This window comes from Amycolatopsis sp. NBC_00438 (assembly GCF_036026695.1).
Classification (GTDB): domain Bacteria; phylum Actinomycetota; class Actinomycetes; order Mycobacteriales; family Pseudonocardiaceae; genus Amycolatopsis.
Window position 1 is genome coordinate 5,735,082 of sequence record NZ_CP107923.1, and the last position, 15,754, is coordinate 5,750,835.

A 15,754-nucleotide genomic window follows, 5' to 3' on the forward strand; every position below is an offset into this window, starting at 1 on the left:
AGCATGCAGGAGGCAGCGGTGGCGCGAATCGCGTTGTGCCAGCTCAACTCGGGTGACGACCCGGAAGCGAACCTGAAGCTGGTTCGCTCGGGCGTCGAGGCGGCGGTCGCGGACGGGGCGCGGATCGTCGTGTTCCCCGAAGCGACGATGGTGCGCTTCGGCCGGCCCCTGGACGCGGTCGCCGAGCCGCTGGACGGGCCGTGGGCGTCGGCGGTCGCCGCGGTCGCGGCCGAGCACGACGTGGTGGTCGTCGCCGGGATGTTCACCCCGGCGGACGGGCGGGTGCGCAACACGCTGCTGGTCACCGGCGGCGGGCACCACCGCGGTTACGACAAGATCCACCTCTACGACGCGTTCGGCTTCGCCGAGTCCGACACGGTGGCGCCGGGGACGTCGTTGACGACGTTCGAGTTCGAAGGCGTCGTCTACGGCGTCGCGACGTGCTACGACGTGCGGTTCCCGGAGCTGTTCCGGGCGCTGGCCGACGACGGCGCCGACGTCGTGCTGCTGCCGGCGTCGTGGGGCGCGGGCGAGGGCAAGCGCGAGCAGTGGGAGGTCCTGGTGCGGGCCCGCGCGCTGGACTCGGGCTGCTGGGTGCTGGCGTGCGGCCAGGCCGACCCGGCGGCGACGGGCGTCACGGTGAACCCGAAGGCGCCGACGGGCATCGGGTACTCCCTGGCGTCGGACGGCTTCGGCCGGGTGCTCGCGTCCGCCGGCCCGGGCGCGGAGACCTTGGTGGTGGACGTCGACCCGGCGGTGGCGGTGGCGGCCCGCACGGCGACCGGCGCTTTGGCCAACCGCCGACTTTGAACCGCAAAGCGGAGCTTTCGCTAGGAAAGATACGTCGGAGGCCCCTTCAGACGCATCTTTCCTAGCGAAAGTGACGTCTTAGCGGAGCAGGCCTTCGCGGATCGCTACTCGGACGAAACCCGCGCGGCGGCGCTCGCCCGTCTTGTCGCGGATGCGGTCCAGGTACGAGCGGACCGTGCGGACGCTGATGTTGAGGATCTCCGCGACGTCGACGTCGCGCTCCCCCGCCGCCACCAGGCGCAGCACCTGCTTCTCGCGCTCCGACAGGACGATCTTCGGCCCCGCGTGGCGCTCTTCGCTGTCCTGGATGATCATCCCGGCCAGCGTCGGCGACACGTACGCGTTGTCGTCGGCGATCGTGCGGATCGCGCGCAGCAGCTCGTCGCCGTCGACGTCCTTCGACAGGAAGCCCTTCGCGCCCGCCTGCATCGCGCCCAGCACCTCGGGCTGCTCCGCGTGCGCGGACACCACCAGCACCTTGTGCCCCATGGCCCCCACCTCCAGGACCGCGGCCGCGTCCTGGACGCCGCGCAGCTTGAGGTCGAGGACGACGACGCTGCCCGCCGGCTGGTCCTGCACCGCGAAGCGGGCCACCGAGTCGGCGACCGCGCCCAGCTCGATGTCCGGGGCCTCGGTGAGCACGCGGGTGAGCGCGTACCGGTAGAGCGGGTGGTCCTCGATCACCCCGACGTGGATGCGCCGGGGAGCCGGGTTCTCCGTACCGGAGCCGCTCACTTGCGGCCCCCGCGCCGCGGGCCCGACCCGCCGATCAGACCGCGCCGGATGGCTTCCTTGACCAGCCCCGGCCGGCGCCGTTCGCCCGTCTTGTCGCGGATCCGGTCGAGGTAACCGCGCACCGTCCGGACGCCGATGCCGAGGATCAGCGCGATGTCGACGTCCCGCTCCCCCGCCGCGACCAGCCGCAGCACCTGCTCCTCGCGCGGCGACAGCTCGACCTCGGCCGCGGTGACCGGGCGGTCGGCGTTGTCCTTGATGATCATCCCGGCGACCACCGCCGAGACATACGCGCCGCCGTCGGCGACCGTCTTGATCGCGATCAGCAGCTCCTCGGCGTCGACGTCCTTCGACAGGAAGCCGCGCGCGCCGGCCGCGATCGCGCCGAGCACGACGTCCGGTTCCGCCTGGGCGGACACGACGAGCACGTGGTGGCCGAGTTCGCAGACCTCCAGCACGGCCGCCGCGCCCGCGACGCCCGGGAGGCCGAGGTCGAGCAGCACCACACTGCCCGGTGGCTGCCGGTGGACGTGGAAGCGGGCGACCGAGTCGACCACCGCGCCGAGTTCGACGAAATCGGCTTCGGCCAGCACGCGTTCCACGGAAACGCGGTACAGCGGGTGGTCCTCGACGACCGCGACCCGGATCCGGCCCGTCGCGGCCACTGCGTCTTCGGTCGAGCGCTCTTCTGTCATGTGCACGACTTTCACCCCGTTCCACCCGACGGGGCCGGCCGGCCGGCGGTGGCCGGATCCAGCGCGGGGCCCGTCGGCACCAATGCGAGCAAACTACCTGCGATCGACTGGCGGGCCACCCCTCCGTACCCCAGTGAGGCCAGCGCCTGCGTGTTCACCACCGGATACTTCCGGCCCGTGTCGGTCACCAAGTACGTCGTCGCCGAACCCGCTTCGGCGACCACCGCCCCTCCCGAGGGCGGCACGTAGACCTCGTCCGCCACCCTTGCTTCGGAGCGGGTCGTGACCTGGATGGCCCGGGATCCGGCGGGAAGCGGGAATTCGGCCGAAACGAGCAACCGGTTCCCCTGACTGCACAACGTCACCGCGTTCCCGGTGATCGGCGCCTTGCCGGGGATGCGGTCCGGGAAGGCGGCCGGGTCGGCGCCGCCCGCGCGGGGGGCCGCGAGTTTCCGCGCGCCCGCGACGTCGGCGGCGCGCACCTCGACCGGCGCCGGGGTCCCGGAGTAGGCGGCCGCGTTGGCTTCCGTCGTCACCAGGAGGCTGGCTTCGGTCTGCCCGACCGGCTCGAGACCGTCCGCGCGGACGAGGTAGTACGACGTCGCGGTGCCGGGCGCGGCCATCGCGTCGACCACCGAAAGCACTTCGCCGACGCGCGTGTCGCGGCCGCCCACGGCCGGGCCGCGGCCGCCGGCGCCGTCGACCGGCAGCGCGGTGAGGTCGCGTCCGGACGCGACGGTGTCGATCCAGCGGGCGGACACCGCGATCGTCGGGTAGCTGTCGAACTGCAGCGCGGTCGCGGCCTCGTCGCTGAGCTTGTAGCGCCGGCCACCGGAGAGCAGGAAGCGATCGCCTTGCGGCAGCCGGACGATGACGCCCTGGTCGCGCGGGAGTTCGACGCCGGAGGCCGGGGTGGCGAGCAGGACGGCGGTGCGCGGCTCGGCCGACGCGGGCGCGTCCTGGGTGGTCCGGCTGCAGCTCGTCCACGGCGCGGTGACCAGCGCCGGCGCCGCGGGCAGCGAGTCGGGGGCGCCGGCGATGCCGATCTGGGTGCCGCGCCCGGCCTTGCCGAGGTTCTCCGAGGACACCGAAACGGTCGCGTCGCCGTTGCCGCCGGCCAGCAGCCGGGCGGAGGCGTAGTTGAGGACCGGGTGCAGCACGCCGTCGGCACCGAGGACGAACCGCGCGCCGGTGCCCTCTTCGACGATCACCTTGCCGCCGGCCAGCCAGTCTTTACCGCCGTTGGGGTTGAGCAGGCCGATGATGCCGAAGACGGCGGTGACGAGCAGGGCGGCGACGAGACCCAGGACGGTGCCGAGCACGAGGCGGCGGCTGGGTGAGACGGGGTGGTTGGCGTCGGCGGCGACGAGCGCGGAGACCAGCCTGCGGCGGAGGAACTGGTACGCCTGGATCTGGTCCCGCTGCGTCCACACGCTGCTGCGCCCCCGGTGTGTGCGTACCGACCCTCCGAGCGGTTGATGCTAAGCACCCGATCCGGACACGGCGAGGGTAATTTTTACGCCCACGCCGTATCTGGGGAGGTACTAGCGTCCCGGACCGGGGAAAGGGGAACCTGTGTCCGTCGGAACCGCTGAATCCGCCGTCCGTCCGGCGCCGCCGCGACCCGCTCGCGCGCCGCTGCCGTGGCTGCTGCCGATCCGGCCGCTGCAGGCCGCGGTGTGGGAGGTCGCGGCCATCGCCGCGCTGCTCGCGTGGACCGTCGGCGGCCTCGCGCAGCCCGTCCGGATCGGCGTCAGCGCCGCCGCCGGGCTGGTGGTGCTGCTGACGTCGGTGCGGTTCGCCGGCCGGCACCCGGCCGGCTGGGCCCTGACGTGGATCTCGTACCGCCTGCGACGGCACGACACGCGCCACGACAGCCCGGACCCCCTGATGCGCGTGGCCGGGCCGGTGAAGGTGCGCCAGCACGTCGACCGCGCGGGCAACCGCTTCGGCGTCGCCGAGGTCGACGGCGGCTGGAGCGCGCTGGTGCGCCTCACACCCGGGTCGGGCTCGCCGTCCCCCGCGGCGCTGGTGGACATCCTGCGCGCGGCCTACCGCCGCACCGACGTCCCGCTGGCGTCGGCGCAGCTGCTGACGTGGGCGGTCCCGCGCGGCGACCAGGTGCTGCGGGTGCGCTGGCTGGCCGTGCGCTACCGCCCGGACCTCGCGCCGATCGCGGCACTGGCCCGCGGCGGCGGCGACCTCGGCGCGTTGCGCAGCACGGCATCGGCGGCGTTGAGCCTGATGGGCGAGCTGGCCGAGGCCGGCTACCCGAGCACGGTGCTGGAAGCGGGCGAGCTGGGCCAGGAGCTGCGCGTGGCGCTGGGCGTCCAGGGCCCGTCCGAAGGGCTCACGGACCACTGGCGCTCGTGGCGGTGGGGTGACGCGGCCCAGATGTGCTTCCGGCCGCGATCGGTGCGCGCTCTGGACATCCCGGTCCCGGAGGCGGCGTTCACGGCGTCGTCGTACACGCTGCGCCGCACGGCGGGCGGCAAGGAACACGAGGAGCTGACGATCCGGGTGGGCGCCCGGCCGGGTAAGCCGGTGCCGTCACCCGAGTCGGCGGTTCCGTTGCACGGCCGCCACGGCGCCGGCGTCCGTCGGACGCTCCCCCTCGCGCTGGACTCCTGAAAGTCCGTGAAGGACTCTCGGAGTCATGAGGTCATCGCAACACCACCTCAACGAAAGGTGGGATTGCAGATGGCGCGAATGCATCGCTGGCTGCCGAGGTCGGTGCAGCTGGAGTTCTGGGACCAGGTCCGGGCCGGGACAGCGGCGAAGCCGGCCGCGCAAGCGGCCGGCTTCGCCCCGACCACCGGAGTGCGGCTGTTCCGTCAAGCTGGCGGGGTGATCAGCAACGCACCCCGCCAGCCCGGCCCGCTCCGGTTGAGTATCGCTGAACGGGACGAGATCGCCTGCCTGAAAGCTGCAGGCCACGGCCCCCGCGCCATCGGCCGGGCGATCGGACGCCCGGCCTCGACGGTGTCACGGGAGCTGGCCCGCAACACTGGCCTGACCGGCGCGTATCGGGCCAGCTCGGCCCAGCACCGCGCCGACGACCGCGCGAAACGACCGAAGATCGCGAAACTCCAGGCCGACCCGGTGCTGCGGAAGATCGTGCAGGCGGGGCTGGACCGCAAGTGGTCACCCCAGCAGATCTCCGAGAGACTGGTGCTGGATTTTCCTGACCGGCCGGAGATGCGGGTGTCACACGAAACGATCTACCAGTCGCTGTATGTGCAGGGCCGGGGTGCGCTACGCCGGGAACTGACCACCGCGCTGCGGACCGGGCGGGCGTTGCGAATGCCACGACGTCAAGCCCAGGCCCGCCGGGAACGACCCTCGGGCCGGATCCAGGACATGGTCAACATCAGTGAACGGCCGGCAGAGGTCGCTGACCGGGCCGTTCCGGGGCATTGGGAAGGGGACCTGATCCTGGGCAAGGACAACAAGTCGGCGATCGGGACGCTGGTGGAACGCCAGACCCGGTTCGTGATGTTGCTGCACCTACCCGACGGACGGGACGCCGCCACCGTCGCGGCGGCGATGACGGAGATGATCGCGGCGTTGCCGCCGTTGCTGCTGGGCTCGCTGACCTGGGATCAGGGCAAGGAAATGGCCCATCACCGGAAGATCACCGTGGACACCGGGTTGGAGATCTACTTCTGTGACCCGCATTCGCCGTGGCAGCGGGGCAGCAACGAGAACACCAACGGCCTGTTGCGTCAGTACTTCCCGAAAGGCACCGACCTGTCCCAGCACAACGCGGCGGAGTTGGTGCGGGTAGCCGAAGAGCTGAACGGGCGGCCGCGGGAGACCCTCGGCTGGCGAACACCAGCCGAGGTCCTCACGGCGTTACTGTTGGATCAGCAGACACCAGGTGTTGCAACCACCGCGTGAATCCGCCACTCCTTGAGGGACTCTGAGTCCCTCAAGGAGTCCTTCACGGACTTTGGACCAGATCACGCTCAGCCGCGGACGGCTTCGTAGACTCCGGCGATCATGCCGACGAACGGGACCAGCGACAGCAGCACCAGGAACTCCGAGACGTCCAGCAGCCGGGACCAGTACGGCGACCGGACGCCGCGGGCCACCCGCGTGGCGTAGACCAGGCAGATCGCCGCCGCGACGACCACCGCGCAGCCCGTCGCGAAGATCGCCGTGCGGTTGCCCGAGGCCACCAGCCAGGCGCCCGCGACGACCAGGCTCGTGATGCCGAACCCCACCAGCACCAGGCGTTGCGTCCTGCCGGCGTACGAGCGGGACCGCAGGATCCACGCCAGGCCCAGCACCGCCGCCAAACCGGCGTCCCACGGGCCGCCCGTCGCGAGGACGACCGTCGAGAACAGGACCACCAGGCCCAGCGCCACCAGTAAGCCCGTCAGGACGGCCTGCGCGCGGGACGTCCGGCCGAACATCTCGGTGCCCAGCGACGGCTGTTCGTCGGCGCGGAACGCTTCCATGTCCTCCGGGACCCGGGGCAGCGGGAGACGCGCGAGGCGCAGCGCCAGCATCGGGGCCACCGCGGCCAGCGCCGTGGCGAGCACCGCCGCCACCGCCGCGGCCGCCACCGGCGAGACGCCGGCCAGCAGCACGACTCCCGTCGTCACCGCGCCGAAGCCGGCCGCGACCGTGATCGCGACGAACCACGGCAGCCGGTCGGCGACCGAGACCGCCGCGAGCACGCCGTAGATCGTCACCGCGGCGAAGCCCGCGGCCAGCGGGCCGGCCGACAGCGAGAACAGCGGGTGCGGGGGCAGCACGGACATCCCGGCCAGCAGCGCGACGCCGACCCCGGCGAGCGACCCGGCCGCGCCGGCCTCGGCGTCGCCGTAGGCACGGCTCAGCGCGCCGCCACCCAGCAGCAGCACCAGCGCCAGCAGCCCGGTCCCGATCGGCGCCAGGACGCTGCCGGACGCCGCGGCCTGCACCAGCAGCCCGCCGGCCAGCAGCAGCACCACCGCGGCCACCAGCCCGGACCGCCGGGCGGCCGACGGACCCCAGCCGCCGGTCGAGTCGGCGACGCTGGCGATCGAATCGACGACGTCGTCGAACAGCAGCGGACCCCGCGGGCGTTCCCGCGGGGTCAGGTGGAGGACTTCGCCGTCGCGGATCTGCGCCGCGGCGACGCTCAGGCCGAGCGCCAGTGGCGCCCCTCCCAGCCGGGAAAGCACCCAGCCCGGATGGTCGGCCGAGGCCTGCCCGGACGCCCCGGCGAGCCGCACCAGCTGCGGCACCAATTCGGCGAACGTCGACTGCTGCGGTAGCGCGACGTCCACGCGGGCCCGGGGCGTGACCACGGTGACCCGGCGGGTCGTGCCCGTGATTGCGGCGGCGGTCATCGTGCCGCCTCCTCGGGAAAAAACACGTCGGCGGTCATCAGATGTTCTTGGCGGCCGAGATGACCGGGGCGAACTTCGCGTTCGAAGCCTCGGCGAGCTTCGAAAGCCCGGCGTTCACCGCCTCCAGCACGATCTCCGAGAGGTTGCGGGCGTCGTACTCGCGGATCGCGCGGGGGTCGATGTCGATCGAGGTGAACCGGCCGTCGCCGCGGAGGGTGACGGTGACCTCGTTCTGCCGCGAGTGCGCCTTGACCTCCATCGCCTCGACCGTGCGCTGGATCCGCTGGACCTCTTCGGTCTGCTTGCGCACCTGCGCCAGCAGTTCGTCCATGTCCGGCACCGCGTACGGATCGGTCATCGCGTTTTCCCTTCGTGCTGGCGGACGTGGACGCTGCCCACGAACCGCTGGAAACCGGGTGAGAGCGCCCGCGCGGTCGCGGGCGCGGCCGTGCAGGCGAGCTCGAGCACCAGCCGCTGCTCCGGCGTGGCGCCGGGGACGGTCAGGTGCACCTGGGTCTGGATCAGCTCGGTGCCTTCGCCGGTGCGCAGGCGCAGCAGCTGCATGACACCGGGCGCGGCCGGGGCGCCGACGTCCCGGTGGCTCAGGACGTCGAGCCCGGCCGAGGTGAGGGACAGCCGCTCGACGGCTTCGGCGGCGATGTCGTCGATCGACTTCGCGTCCGGCCGCTGCTGCACGCTCACCGTGATGTTCGGGACGAACTCGCCGGCCGGCGCCTCGTGCACGGCGACGAACACCGCGCCGGAGTCGCCCGGGTCGACGGCCGTCCAGCCGTCGGGGATCACGAAGTCCAGGGGAAGGGTCACCACGCCCCCACGGAGGAAACCGCGTCGTCCCAAGCGGAACCGACGGCGTTGGCCGCGTCGTGCGCCGCGGTGCCGACGTAGTCGACGGCCGCGCCGCCGTACTCGCTGATCGTGTGGCCGACCTTCGGCAGATCGATGTCGATCTTCGCGCCGATTCCGGCGCCGAAGCCGAGCGCCGCGCCCGCCTTGAAGTTGACCTTGAGGTGGCCCGCGTCGTAGACGGCCTGGGCGTCGAGCTGCGCGCCGACGCCGTACTGCAGCGTGCCGTTCGCGCCGACGCCGATGCCGGCGACGTCCGCGGCGACCTCGCCCTCGACCTTGCCGCCGACGAAGGCGTTCGCGTGCGCGCCGACGCCGTGCGCGCCGAGGGTGCCGGACGCGCTCGCCTCGCCGCCGGCGAACAGCGTGCCCTTGGCGTGCGCCGACGAGACGCCCCAGTCGCCCTTGAGCTCGCCCTCTTCCTTCACCGCGGCCAGCTCTGTGTGCCCGGACGCGCCGACGTCCCAGCCCTTCGACGTGATCTTCCCGTCGTACTCCGGGGTGAGCCCGTCCTGGTCCTGCTTGAACTTGTAGTAGGTGATCTCGGTGTTGTTGCCCAGCTTGTCCTTGAGGCTCTCGGGCTTCGGCTGCCCGAACGGCGTGTCCGCCTTCTTCGGCGCGCGGGTGCCTTCGAGGCCGTCCCAGGTGAGCTTCTTCCAGCCCGAGTTCTTGAACCACGACGGCGCGTCGCGCGGCCGCTTGCGCCCGTCGAGCGGGCTGCCGTTGAGCCACCCCAGCGGGCCCGCGGTCTTCTTGCCCAGCTTGTACTCCAGCCGCTGGGTGCCCTCGGGCGGGAACAGCTCGGCGAGCGCGTCGGAGAACTCGTCGACGACCTGGCGCGCCGCCTGGACGCTCTGCTCGCCGAGCTGGCGGGCGGCCTGGATGAACGCGCCGACCGAGGCCGAGTTCACGGCGCGGGCCTGCGCGGTCAGCTGCTGGGCGTACTGGTCGAACTGCGCGAGCACCGAGTCGACGGCGGCCTTCGCGGACTGCACGAGCTGCGACGCCGTCGAGAGCCGTTTCGCCTGGTCGTCGAGCTTCGTGGCGGCGTCGGTGAGCTCCCCGCCCAGTTTCCGCGCCGCGGTGGCGAACGCGGTGTAGGCGTCGCCGTCCCAGTCCGCGTGCAACGTTTTCGCCGAGTCGTCGATCTCCTTGGCCTTGCCCGAAACCGTCGAGGCCTGGGTGGCGACCTGCTGCGACGCCGCGCTCAGCGCGCCGGGATCACCCGTGACGCGCCGCTGGCACTCGACGAGAACCTGCCGGTACCCGGACAGCACGGAGCTGACCACACCCGACGCGTCGACGACCCCCGAACCCCACATCGGCTAGTTCCCGGCCGCGTCGTAGCCGACGTGCTGGCTGAAGTGCTTTCCGTTGTAGTCGAGGTTGATGTCGACGTCGAAGTCCTGGCCACCGGGAGCCTCCACAGTGGACTCACCGGTGGTGAGGTTGGTGTGGATGACGACCTCGTTCGCTCCGCCGATCGCGCCGGAGCCGCCGGTGACCGGGGCGGGCTGCGCGACGGGCTGGGTGACCGGCGCCGGCTGGGTCGGCACGGTGGCACCGTGCTGCGACGGGTCCACCGCGATCCAGCTGTTCGACGGGTCGAGCGGGGTGCCGTTGGCCGTCACCGGAGTGGTCGCACCACTGGAACCGCCGCCGGTGGCGAGCGCGGGCGGGGTGTAGTCGGTGAACGAAGGCTGCTGCGGGATCCCCCCACCGCTCCCGCCCGCCACCGCCTGCTGCCCGGCCGGGCTCGCCACCGACGACGGGGCCTGCGGCGCCGTGACCGGGGTGGTCCCCGCCGACGGCGTCGTCGCTCCCGCGGTTGGAGTGTCGTGGTGGAACAGCTTCTCGATCTCGCCGATGACCGTCGCCAGCTGGGTGATCTGCTGGGCGAGGTCGGTCGCGCCGAGCGCCTTGAGCAACGCGCCGATCGACGTGATGAAGGCCCGCAGCGACGCGCTCGTCCCGGTCGACAAAGCGACCGCCGCGCCGTAGGTCCACGGGTTCGACATCAGCGAGGCGACCGTCGGGTTCACCGCGGCGACGACCGCGCGGTAGGCCTCCTGCGCGGTCTTGATCAGGGTGCCCGAGATGCCGAGCAGCTCGGCGCCCTTCTGGACCACGCCGATGATCTTGGTCAGCTGGTCGAGGGAGTCGGTGATCTTCTTCAGCGCCGACTCGCTCGCCGCGCCCGACCAGATCTTGCCGAGCTGGTCGGCGGCCTTGGACAGCTCGGTGTACATGCTCAGGAACTGCTCGGCCTTCTTGACCAGGTCGAGCACGTGCTGGGCGATCTGCTCCGGCTGACCGGTGACGATCTGCGGCAGGACGGTGATCGGCCCGCCCGAGGCCGCGGTCGCGTCCATCGCGCTGGAGTTCGGGAAAGTCAGCATCGGACGACCTCACAGAGTCTCATCGGGGTCTCATCGGGCACACGGGAAGAAGTTCAGACGACGGACGCGGGCCGGTACACGCTGACTTTCGCCAGCCCGCTGATACGGGCGTCGAGGAGCCCGTGGTTGTACAGGCGGCCGCCGTCGCCGGCGACGCCGATGACCGGCTGGCGGTCGGAGAACAGCAGTGGTTCGACCACCACGACGTCCCCGCTGTGCACGCCGCCGGGGACGTCGGAGAACGTGCGGGCGGTGCCGGCGTAGACCTCGATCAGCCCCATCCGCGCCTGGTTGTCGGCGTCGCCGGCGAGCCAGTCGTTGAAGTCCGCGACGCCGTGGAAGCGGGTGTCGGTGATCGGGTGGTCGCCGAGCTTGCCGAGGTCCGCGTCACCCAGGTAGCGCAGCACGTTGCCGACCGACGACGGCTCGCCGTGGGCGCCCGCGCTGTCGTTGATCGCCAGGGTGGCGAGCTCGGAGGCGTGCGAGTTCCCCCAGATCGACGAGGGCGCCGTGGCCCCGCCGGTCGCGGTGCCGCCCCCGTACCCGGTGGCGACGTCCTTGTCGGCCGCCTGGTAGGCGTCGGCGCTGGCCTTGACGAGCCCGTTGATCTGCTGCAACAGCTGCAGCAGCGTGCGGACCGCGGTGATCTGGCCGGAGTGCAGGGCCGCGTTGGCGGCGGCCACCGCGCTGCCGAACGTCGCGAACGACGTCGGCTGCACGACCAGGCGTTCGAGGTCGGCCACGGCGTTGATCCCGTGGGCGATGATGCCGCCCACGTTCCCCACGGCGGAGCGCATCGCCTCGGGCTCAGCCCGGTACTCGCCGGCCATGGGTCTCCTTCCGCGGATGGCTTGCTCGGCAGAGCGTAAGTTCGTCCCCGGAAGCGGGCGGACGGCAAAAGTACCCACCGCGAGCGGGCGGTGAGTGGCCAAAATACCGGGCAGAGCCATCCCGGATCTGGAGTTTTCGCCGCATGAGCCTTACGCCCGAGCGCCCCACCGAGATCGTGCTGCAGTCGCCGCCGATGCTGCCGAAGAGCTCGTCCGGCGGGATGATGCAGCTGATGATGTTCCTGCCGATGATGCTCGGCATGGGCGCGATGTCGTTCGTCTACATCGGACGCGACGGCGGGGTGATGACCTACATCTTCGGCGCGCTGTTCATCTGCGCCATGGGCGGCATGGTCGTGATGTCGCTGGGCCGCGGCGGGATGGCGAAGAAGGCGCAGATCAACGACGAGCGCCGCGACTACCAGCGGTATCTCACCGGCCTGCGCGGCCAGGTCCGCGACATCGCCGACGGCCAGCGCGCCGCGATGGTCGCCGTCCAGCCCGACCCGGCCGACCTGTGGGCCTACGTCGAGACCGGGCAGCTGTGGGACCGGCGGCGCACCGACTCGCAGTTCGCGCAGGTCCGCGCCGGTACCGGGCCGCAGCGGCTGGCGACGCCGTTGAAGGCGCCGCAGACCGTGCCGCTGGAGGACCTGGACCCGGTGTCCTCGACCAGCCTCAAGCACTTCATCCGCACCTACTCGACGGTCGACGGCCTGCCGGTGGCGCTGTCGCTGCGGTCGTTCGCCGCGGTGAGCCTGGCCGGGCGCCGCCCGGACGTGCTCGGCCTGACGCGGTCGCTGCTGTGCCAGCTCGCCACCTTCCACTCCCCCGCCGACCTGCGGATCGCGCTGTGCGTGGCGCCGGACCGGCAGCACGACTGGGAGTGGCTGAAGTGGCTGCCGCACGCGACGGCGGCGACAGCGTCGGACGCCGTGGGCTCGCGGCGGCTGGCGGCCGAGGCCGCGGTCCCGCTGGCCGAGCTGCTCGGCCCGGACCTCGGCGAGCGACCGGTGTTCAGCCGCCGCGCGGCGAGCGAGCTCGACCTGCCGCACCTGGTCGTGGTCGTCGACGGCGGCAACGCCCACGGCGAGCCCCGGCTGATCGGCGTCGACGGCCGGCTCGGCATCACCGTGATCGAGGTCGGGGCGGAGCACCCGCGGACGTTCTCGACCGAGAAGCTGCTGAGCCTGCACACCACGCCGGACTCGCTCGGCATGGTCGTCGGCGACGCCACCGAGCAGCGGCTCGGGTTCCTCGGCCGGCCGGACGTGCTCGACCGCGGCGCCGCCGAGGCGCTGGCCCGGATGCTGACGCCGTTGCACACCCCCGCGGCCGTCGTCGGCGAGGCGCCGATGTCGGCGACGTTCGGGCTGTCCGGCCTGCTCGGCATCGGCGACCCGCGCGACACCGACACCGCCGTGACGTGGGCGCCGCGCGCGGCGCGGGACCGGCTGCGGATCCCGCTGGGCGTCAACCCCGAGGGCCGGCCGGTGGACCTGGACCTCAAGGAGTCGGCCGAGGGCGGGATGGGCCCGCACGGCCTGGTCATCGGCGCGACCGGGTCCGGCAAGAGCGAGCTGCTGCGGACGCTGGTGACCGCGCTGGCCGTGATGCACTCGTCGGAGACGCTGAACCTGGCGCTGATCGACTTCAAGGGCGGCGCGACGTTCGCCGGGATGACCGGGCTGCCGCACACCTGCGCCGTCATCACGAACCTGTCCGACGACCTCGCGCTGGTCGACCGCATGGCCGACGCCCTCAACGGCGAGCTGCTGCGGCGGCAGGAGCTGCTGCACGCGGCCGGGAACTACGCGTCGGTGCGCGACTACGAGAAGGCCCGCGCGGACGGCGCGCCGCTCGACCCGCTGCCGTCGCTGCTGGTCATCATCGACGAGTTCAGCGAGCTGCTCTCGGCGCGGCCGGAGTTCATCGACCTGTTCGTCGCGATCGGCCGGCTCGGGCGCTCGCTCGGGATCCACCTGCTGCTGGCGTCGCAGCGGCTGGAGGAGGGCCGGCTGCGCGGGCTCGACTCGCACCTGTCCTACCGCGTCGGCCTGCGGACGTTCTCCGCCGCGGAAAGCCGTGCGGTGCTGGGGGTCGCCGACGCCTACCACCTGCCGCCGGTGCCGGGGTCGGCCTACCTCAAGGCCGACACCGACACGCTCATCCGGCTCAAGGCGGCCTACGTCTCGGGTGAGCTGCCGCCGCGCAGCACGGTCGTGCGCGAGGACGGCCAGGAGCTCGGCGTGCTGCCGTTCTCGCTGGCCCCGGTCGAGATCCCCGTGACGACCGAAGTCGAAGACGCGCCGGCCGCCGACGGCACCGGCGAGACGATCATCCACGCGATGCTCTCGCGGCTGGAAGGCCGTGGCCCGTCGGCGCACCAGATCTGGCTGCCGCCGCTGGCCGAACCGCCGACGCTGGACCAGCTCCTGCCGCCGCTGGGCGAGGACGCCGCGCGCGGCCTGTGCCCGCTCGGCTGGGGCGGCAACGGGAAGCTGACGATCCCGGTCGCGCTGGTGGACAAGCCGTTCGAGCAGCGCCGCGACATGCTGTGGGCCGACTTCTCCGGCGCCGGCGGGCACGCGCTGATCGTCGGCGCCCCGCAGACCGGCAAGTCGACGCTGATGAAGGACATCGCGGGCATGCTCGCGCTGACGCACACCCCGGCCGAGGTGCAGCTGTTCGTGCTGGACATGGGTGGTGGCGCGCTGGCGCCGATCGCCGGGCTGCCGCACACCTCCGGCTACGCGACCCGCCGCGACGCGCAGCGCTGCCGCCGGGTCGTCGCCGAGCTGACGACGTTGCTGGAACAGCGCGAGGAGTTCTTCGCCGCCAACGGGATCGAGTCGATCACGACGTTCCGCCAGCGCCGCGCGGAGTTCACCGAGAGCACCGACGGCCGCGAGTTCGGCGACGTCTTCCTGTTCGTGGACAACTGGACCACGATCCGGCAGGAGTACGAGCAGCTGGAGGAGCAGATCACCGGGCTGGCCGCGCGCGGGCTCGGGTTCGGCATCCACGTGATCGTCTCGCTCAACCAGTGGATCGGCGTCCGCGCCCAGCTGCGCGACGCCATCGGCACGCGCTTCGAGCTGCGCCTCGGCGACCCGATGGACTCCTCGATCGACCGCAAGGTCGCGATCAACGTCCCCGCCGACCGCCCCGGGCGCGGCATCACCGCGGAGAAGCTGCACTTCCTCGCGGCGCTGCCGCGGATCGACGCCGACCAGCGCCCGGAGACGATCGGCGCGGGCGGCGTCGACCTGACCCGCCGGATCAACGAGGCCTGGCAGGGCCCGCGCGCGCCGCAGGTCCGGCTGCTCCCGCCGGAGGTCCCGCTGGACACCCTGGCCGCGGGTGCCGGCAAGCAGGTCACCTTGGGCATCGCGGAGTCGACGTTGCGCCCGGTCTACCTGGACTTCGCGGCGGACCCGCACTTCGTGGCCTTCGGCGACGTCGAGTCCGGGAAGAGCTCGCTGCTGCGGGCGATCGCGACCGGCATCACCTCGGCGTACACCCCCGACGAGGCGGCGATCATCGTCGCGGACTACCGCCGCGGCCTGCTGGGCGCGGTCTCCGAAGCGCACCTGCTGGGCTACGCGGGCGCGGAAGGCAAACTGACGGAACTGATCGCGGACTGCGCGACGGCGATGCGCAACCGCTTGCCGGGCCCGTCGGTGACACCGGAGCAGCTGCGCAACCGCTCGTGGTGGCGTGGCCCGGAACTGTTCGTCCTGGTGGACGACTACGAACTCGTGGCCACGGTCGGGCGGAACCCGCTGCAGCCACTGCTGGAGTTCCTGCCGCAGGCGCGGGACATCGGCCTGCACGTGCTGATCGTGCGAGGTTCCGGCGGTGCGGGCCGCGCGCTGTTCGAACCGGTGCTGCAGCGGTTGCGGGAGCTGGGCTCCCCGGGCCTGATCATGTCGGGCACCAAGGACGAGGGCGCGCTGCTGGCGGACGTCAAGCCGTCACCGCAACCGCCGGGCCGGGGAACGCTGGTCTCGCGCCGCCACGGCACGGGTCTCGTCCAGGTGGCGTGGACCAAGCCCGTGGAGTCCTGACCGCCGGTC

At 72.4% G+C, this 15,754-nt stretch carries 13 protein-coding genes; 4 read left to right on the forward strand and 9 right to left on the reverse strand.

The genetic code is table 11. The features are described 5' to 3' along the window. The first annotated feature begins 18 nt into the window (after positions 1-18). Complete coding sequence (locus OG494_RS25355) at positions 19-810, forward strand: nitrilase-related carbon-nitrogen hydrolase (RefSeq protein WP_328443011.1); 792 nt, start codon at positions 19-21, stop codon at positions 808-810. Between the two features lie 78 nt (positions 811-888). On the opposite strand, the gene OG494_RS25360 is transcribed toward OG494_RS25355, so the two are convergent. From OG494_RS25360 to eccB, 3 genes are read right to left on the reverse strand one after another with little or no spacing between them, the layout of a single operon-like run. Beyond that, the gene (locus OG494_RS25360) at positions 889-1,545 is read right to left on the reverse strand and encodes a response regulator transcription factor (RefSeq protein ID WP_328443012.1); all 657 of its coding nucleotides are present in this window, start codon (positions 1,543-1,545) and stop codon (positions 889-891) included. After that, positions 1,542-2,240 (reverse strand): response regulator transcription factor, encoded by a 699-nt coding sequence (locus tag OG494_RS25365; protein ID WP_328443013.1) that lies wholly within the window; start codon positions 2,238-2,240, stop codon positions 1,542-1,544. The genes OG494_RS25360 and OG494_RS25365 overlap by 4 nt, the downstream gene beginning before the upstream one ends. Positions 2,241-2,251: 11 nt before the next feature. Then, complete coding sequence (eccB, locus tag OG494_RS25370) at positions 2,252-3,673, reverse strand: type VII secretion protein EccB (RefSeq protein WP_328443014.1); 1,422 nt, start codon at positions 3,671-3,673, stop codon at positions 2,252-2,254. Positions 3,674-3,815: 142 nt separating this feature from the next. Here eccB and OG494_RS25375 point away from each other — a divergent pair, with 142 nt between their 5' ends. Then, complete coding sequence (locus tag OG494_RS25375) at positions 3,816-4,871, forward strand: type VII secretion protein EccE (RefSeq protein ID WP_328443015.1); 1,056 nt, start codon at positions 3,816-3,818, stop codon at positions 4,869-4,871. A gap of 69 nt (positions 4,872-4,940) precedes the next feature. Next, positions 4,941-6,140 carry an IS30 family transposase gene (locus OG494_RS25380; protein WP_442874272.1) on the forward strand — a complete coding sequence of 400 codons (1,200 nt, stop codon included), beginning with the start codon at positions 4,941-4,943 and terminating at the stop codon, positions 6,138-6,140. Between the two features lie 68 nt (positions 6,141-6,208). On the opposite strand, the gene eccD is transcribed toward OG494_RS25380, so the two are convergent. From eccD to OG494_RS25410, 6 genes are read right to left on the reverse strand one after another with little or no spacing between them, the layout of a single operon-like run. Continuing rightward, the gene (eccD, locus tag OG494_RS25385) at positions 6,209-7,582 is read right to left on the reverse strand and encodes a type VII secretion integral membrane protein EccD (RefSeq protein ID WP_328443016.1); all 1,374 of its coding nucleotides are present in this window, start codon (positions 7,580-7,582) and stop codon (positions 6,209-6,211) included. A 37-nt stretch (positions 7,583-7,619) separates the two neighbouring features. After that, positions 7,620-7,940 carry a YbaB/EbfC family nucleoid-associated protein gene (locus OG494_RS25390; protein WP_328443017.1) on the reverse strand — a complete coding sequence of 107 codons (321 nt, stop codon included), beginning with the start codon at positions 7,938-7,940 and terminating at the stop codon, positions 7,620-7,622. Beyond that, positions 7,937-8,410 (reverse strand): hypothetical protein, encoded by a 474-nt coding sequence (locus OG494_RS25395; protein ID WP_328443018.1) that lies wholly within the window; start codon positions 8,408-8,410, stop codon positions 7,937-7,939. The genes OG494_RS25390 and OG494_RS25395 overlap by 4 nt, the downstream gene beginning before the upstream one ends. Further along, on the reverse strand, positions 8,404-9,768 hold the full coding sequence (locus OG494_RS25400; RefSeq protein ID WP_328443019.1) for a WXG100 family type VII secretion target: 1,365 nt from the start codon (positions 9,766-9,768) through the stop codon (positions 8,404-8,406). The genes OG494_RS25395 and OG494_RS25400 overlap by 7 nt, the downstream gene beginning before the upstream one ends. 3 nt (positions 9,769-9,771) lie before the next feature. Continuing rightward, on the reverse strand, positions 9,772-10,845 hold the full coding sequence (locus OG494_RS25405) for a WXG100 family type VII secretion target (RefSeq protein WP_328443020.1): 1,074 nt from the start codon (positions 10,843-10,845) through the stop codon (positions 9,772-9,774). Positions 10,846-10,898: 53 nt separating this feature from the next. Continuing rightward, positions 10,899-11,675 (reverse strand): WXG100 family type VII secretion target, encoded by a 777-nt coding sequence (locus OG494_RS25410; protein WP_328443021.1) that lies wholly within the window; start codon positions 11,673-11,675, stop codon positions 10,899-10,901. Positions 11,676-11,818: 143 nt separating this feature from the next. Between OG494_RS25410 and eccCa the strand changes: the two genes are divergently transcribed. Next, positions 11,819-15,745: a type VII secretion protein EccCa gene (gene eccCa / locus OG494_RS25415; RefSeq protein ID WP_328443022.1), complete on the forward strand. Its 3,927-nt coding sequence runs from the start codon at positions 11,819-11,821 to the stop codon at positions 15,743-15,745. The last annotated feature ends 9 nt before the right edge of the window (positions 15,746-15,754 follow it).

Bases quoted from the DNA above. Each gene is read 5' to 3' on its own strand.
- OG494_RS25365 (WP_328443013.1), bottom strand. From the start codon at position 2,240: ATGACAGAAGAGCGCTCGACCGAAGACGCAGTGGCCGCGACGGGCCGG.
- OG494_RS25380 (WP_442874272.1), top strand. From the start codon at position 4,941: ATGGCGCGAATGCATCGCTGGCTGCCGAGGTCGGTGCAGCTGGAGTTC.
- eccD (WP_328443016.1), bottom strand. From the start codon at position 7,582: ATGACCGCCGCCGCAATCACGGGCACGACCCGCCGGGTCACCGTGGTC.
- OG494_RS25390 (WP_328443017.1), bottom strand. From the start codon at position 7,940: ATGACCGATCCGTACGCGGTGCCGGACATGGACGAACTGCTGGCGCAG.
- OG494_RS25400 (WP_328443019.1), bottom strand. From the start codon at position 9,768: ATGTGGGGTTCGGGGGTCGTCGACGCGTCGGGTGTGGTCAGCTCCGTG.
- OG494_RS25405 (WP_328443020.1), bottom strand. From the start codon at position 10,845: ATGCTGACTTTCCCGAACTCCAGCGCGATGGACGCGACCGCGGCCTCG.
- OG494_RS25410 (WP_328443021.1), bottom strand. From the start codon at position 11,675: ATGGCCGGCGAGTACCGGGCTGAGCCCGAGGCGATGCGCTCCGCCGTG.
- eccCa (WP_328443022.1), top strand. From the start codon at position 11,819: ATGAGCCTTACGCCCGAGCGCCCCACCGAGATCGTGCTGCAGTCGCCG.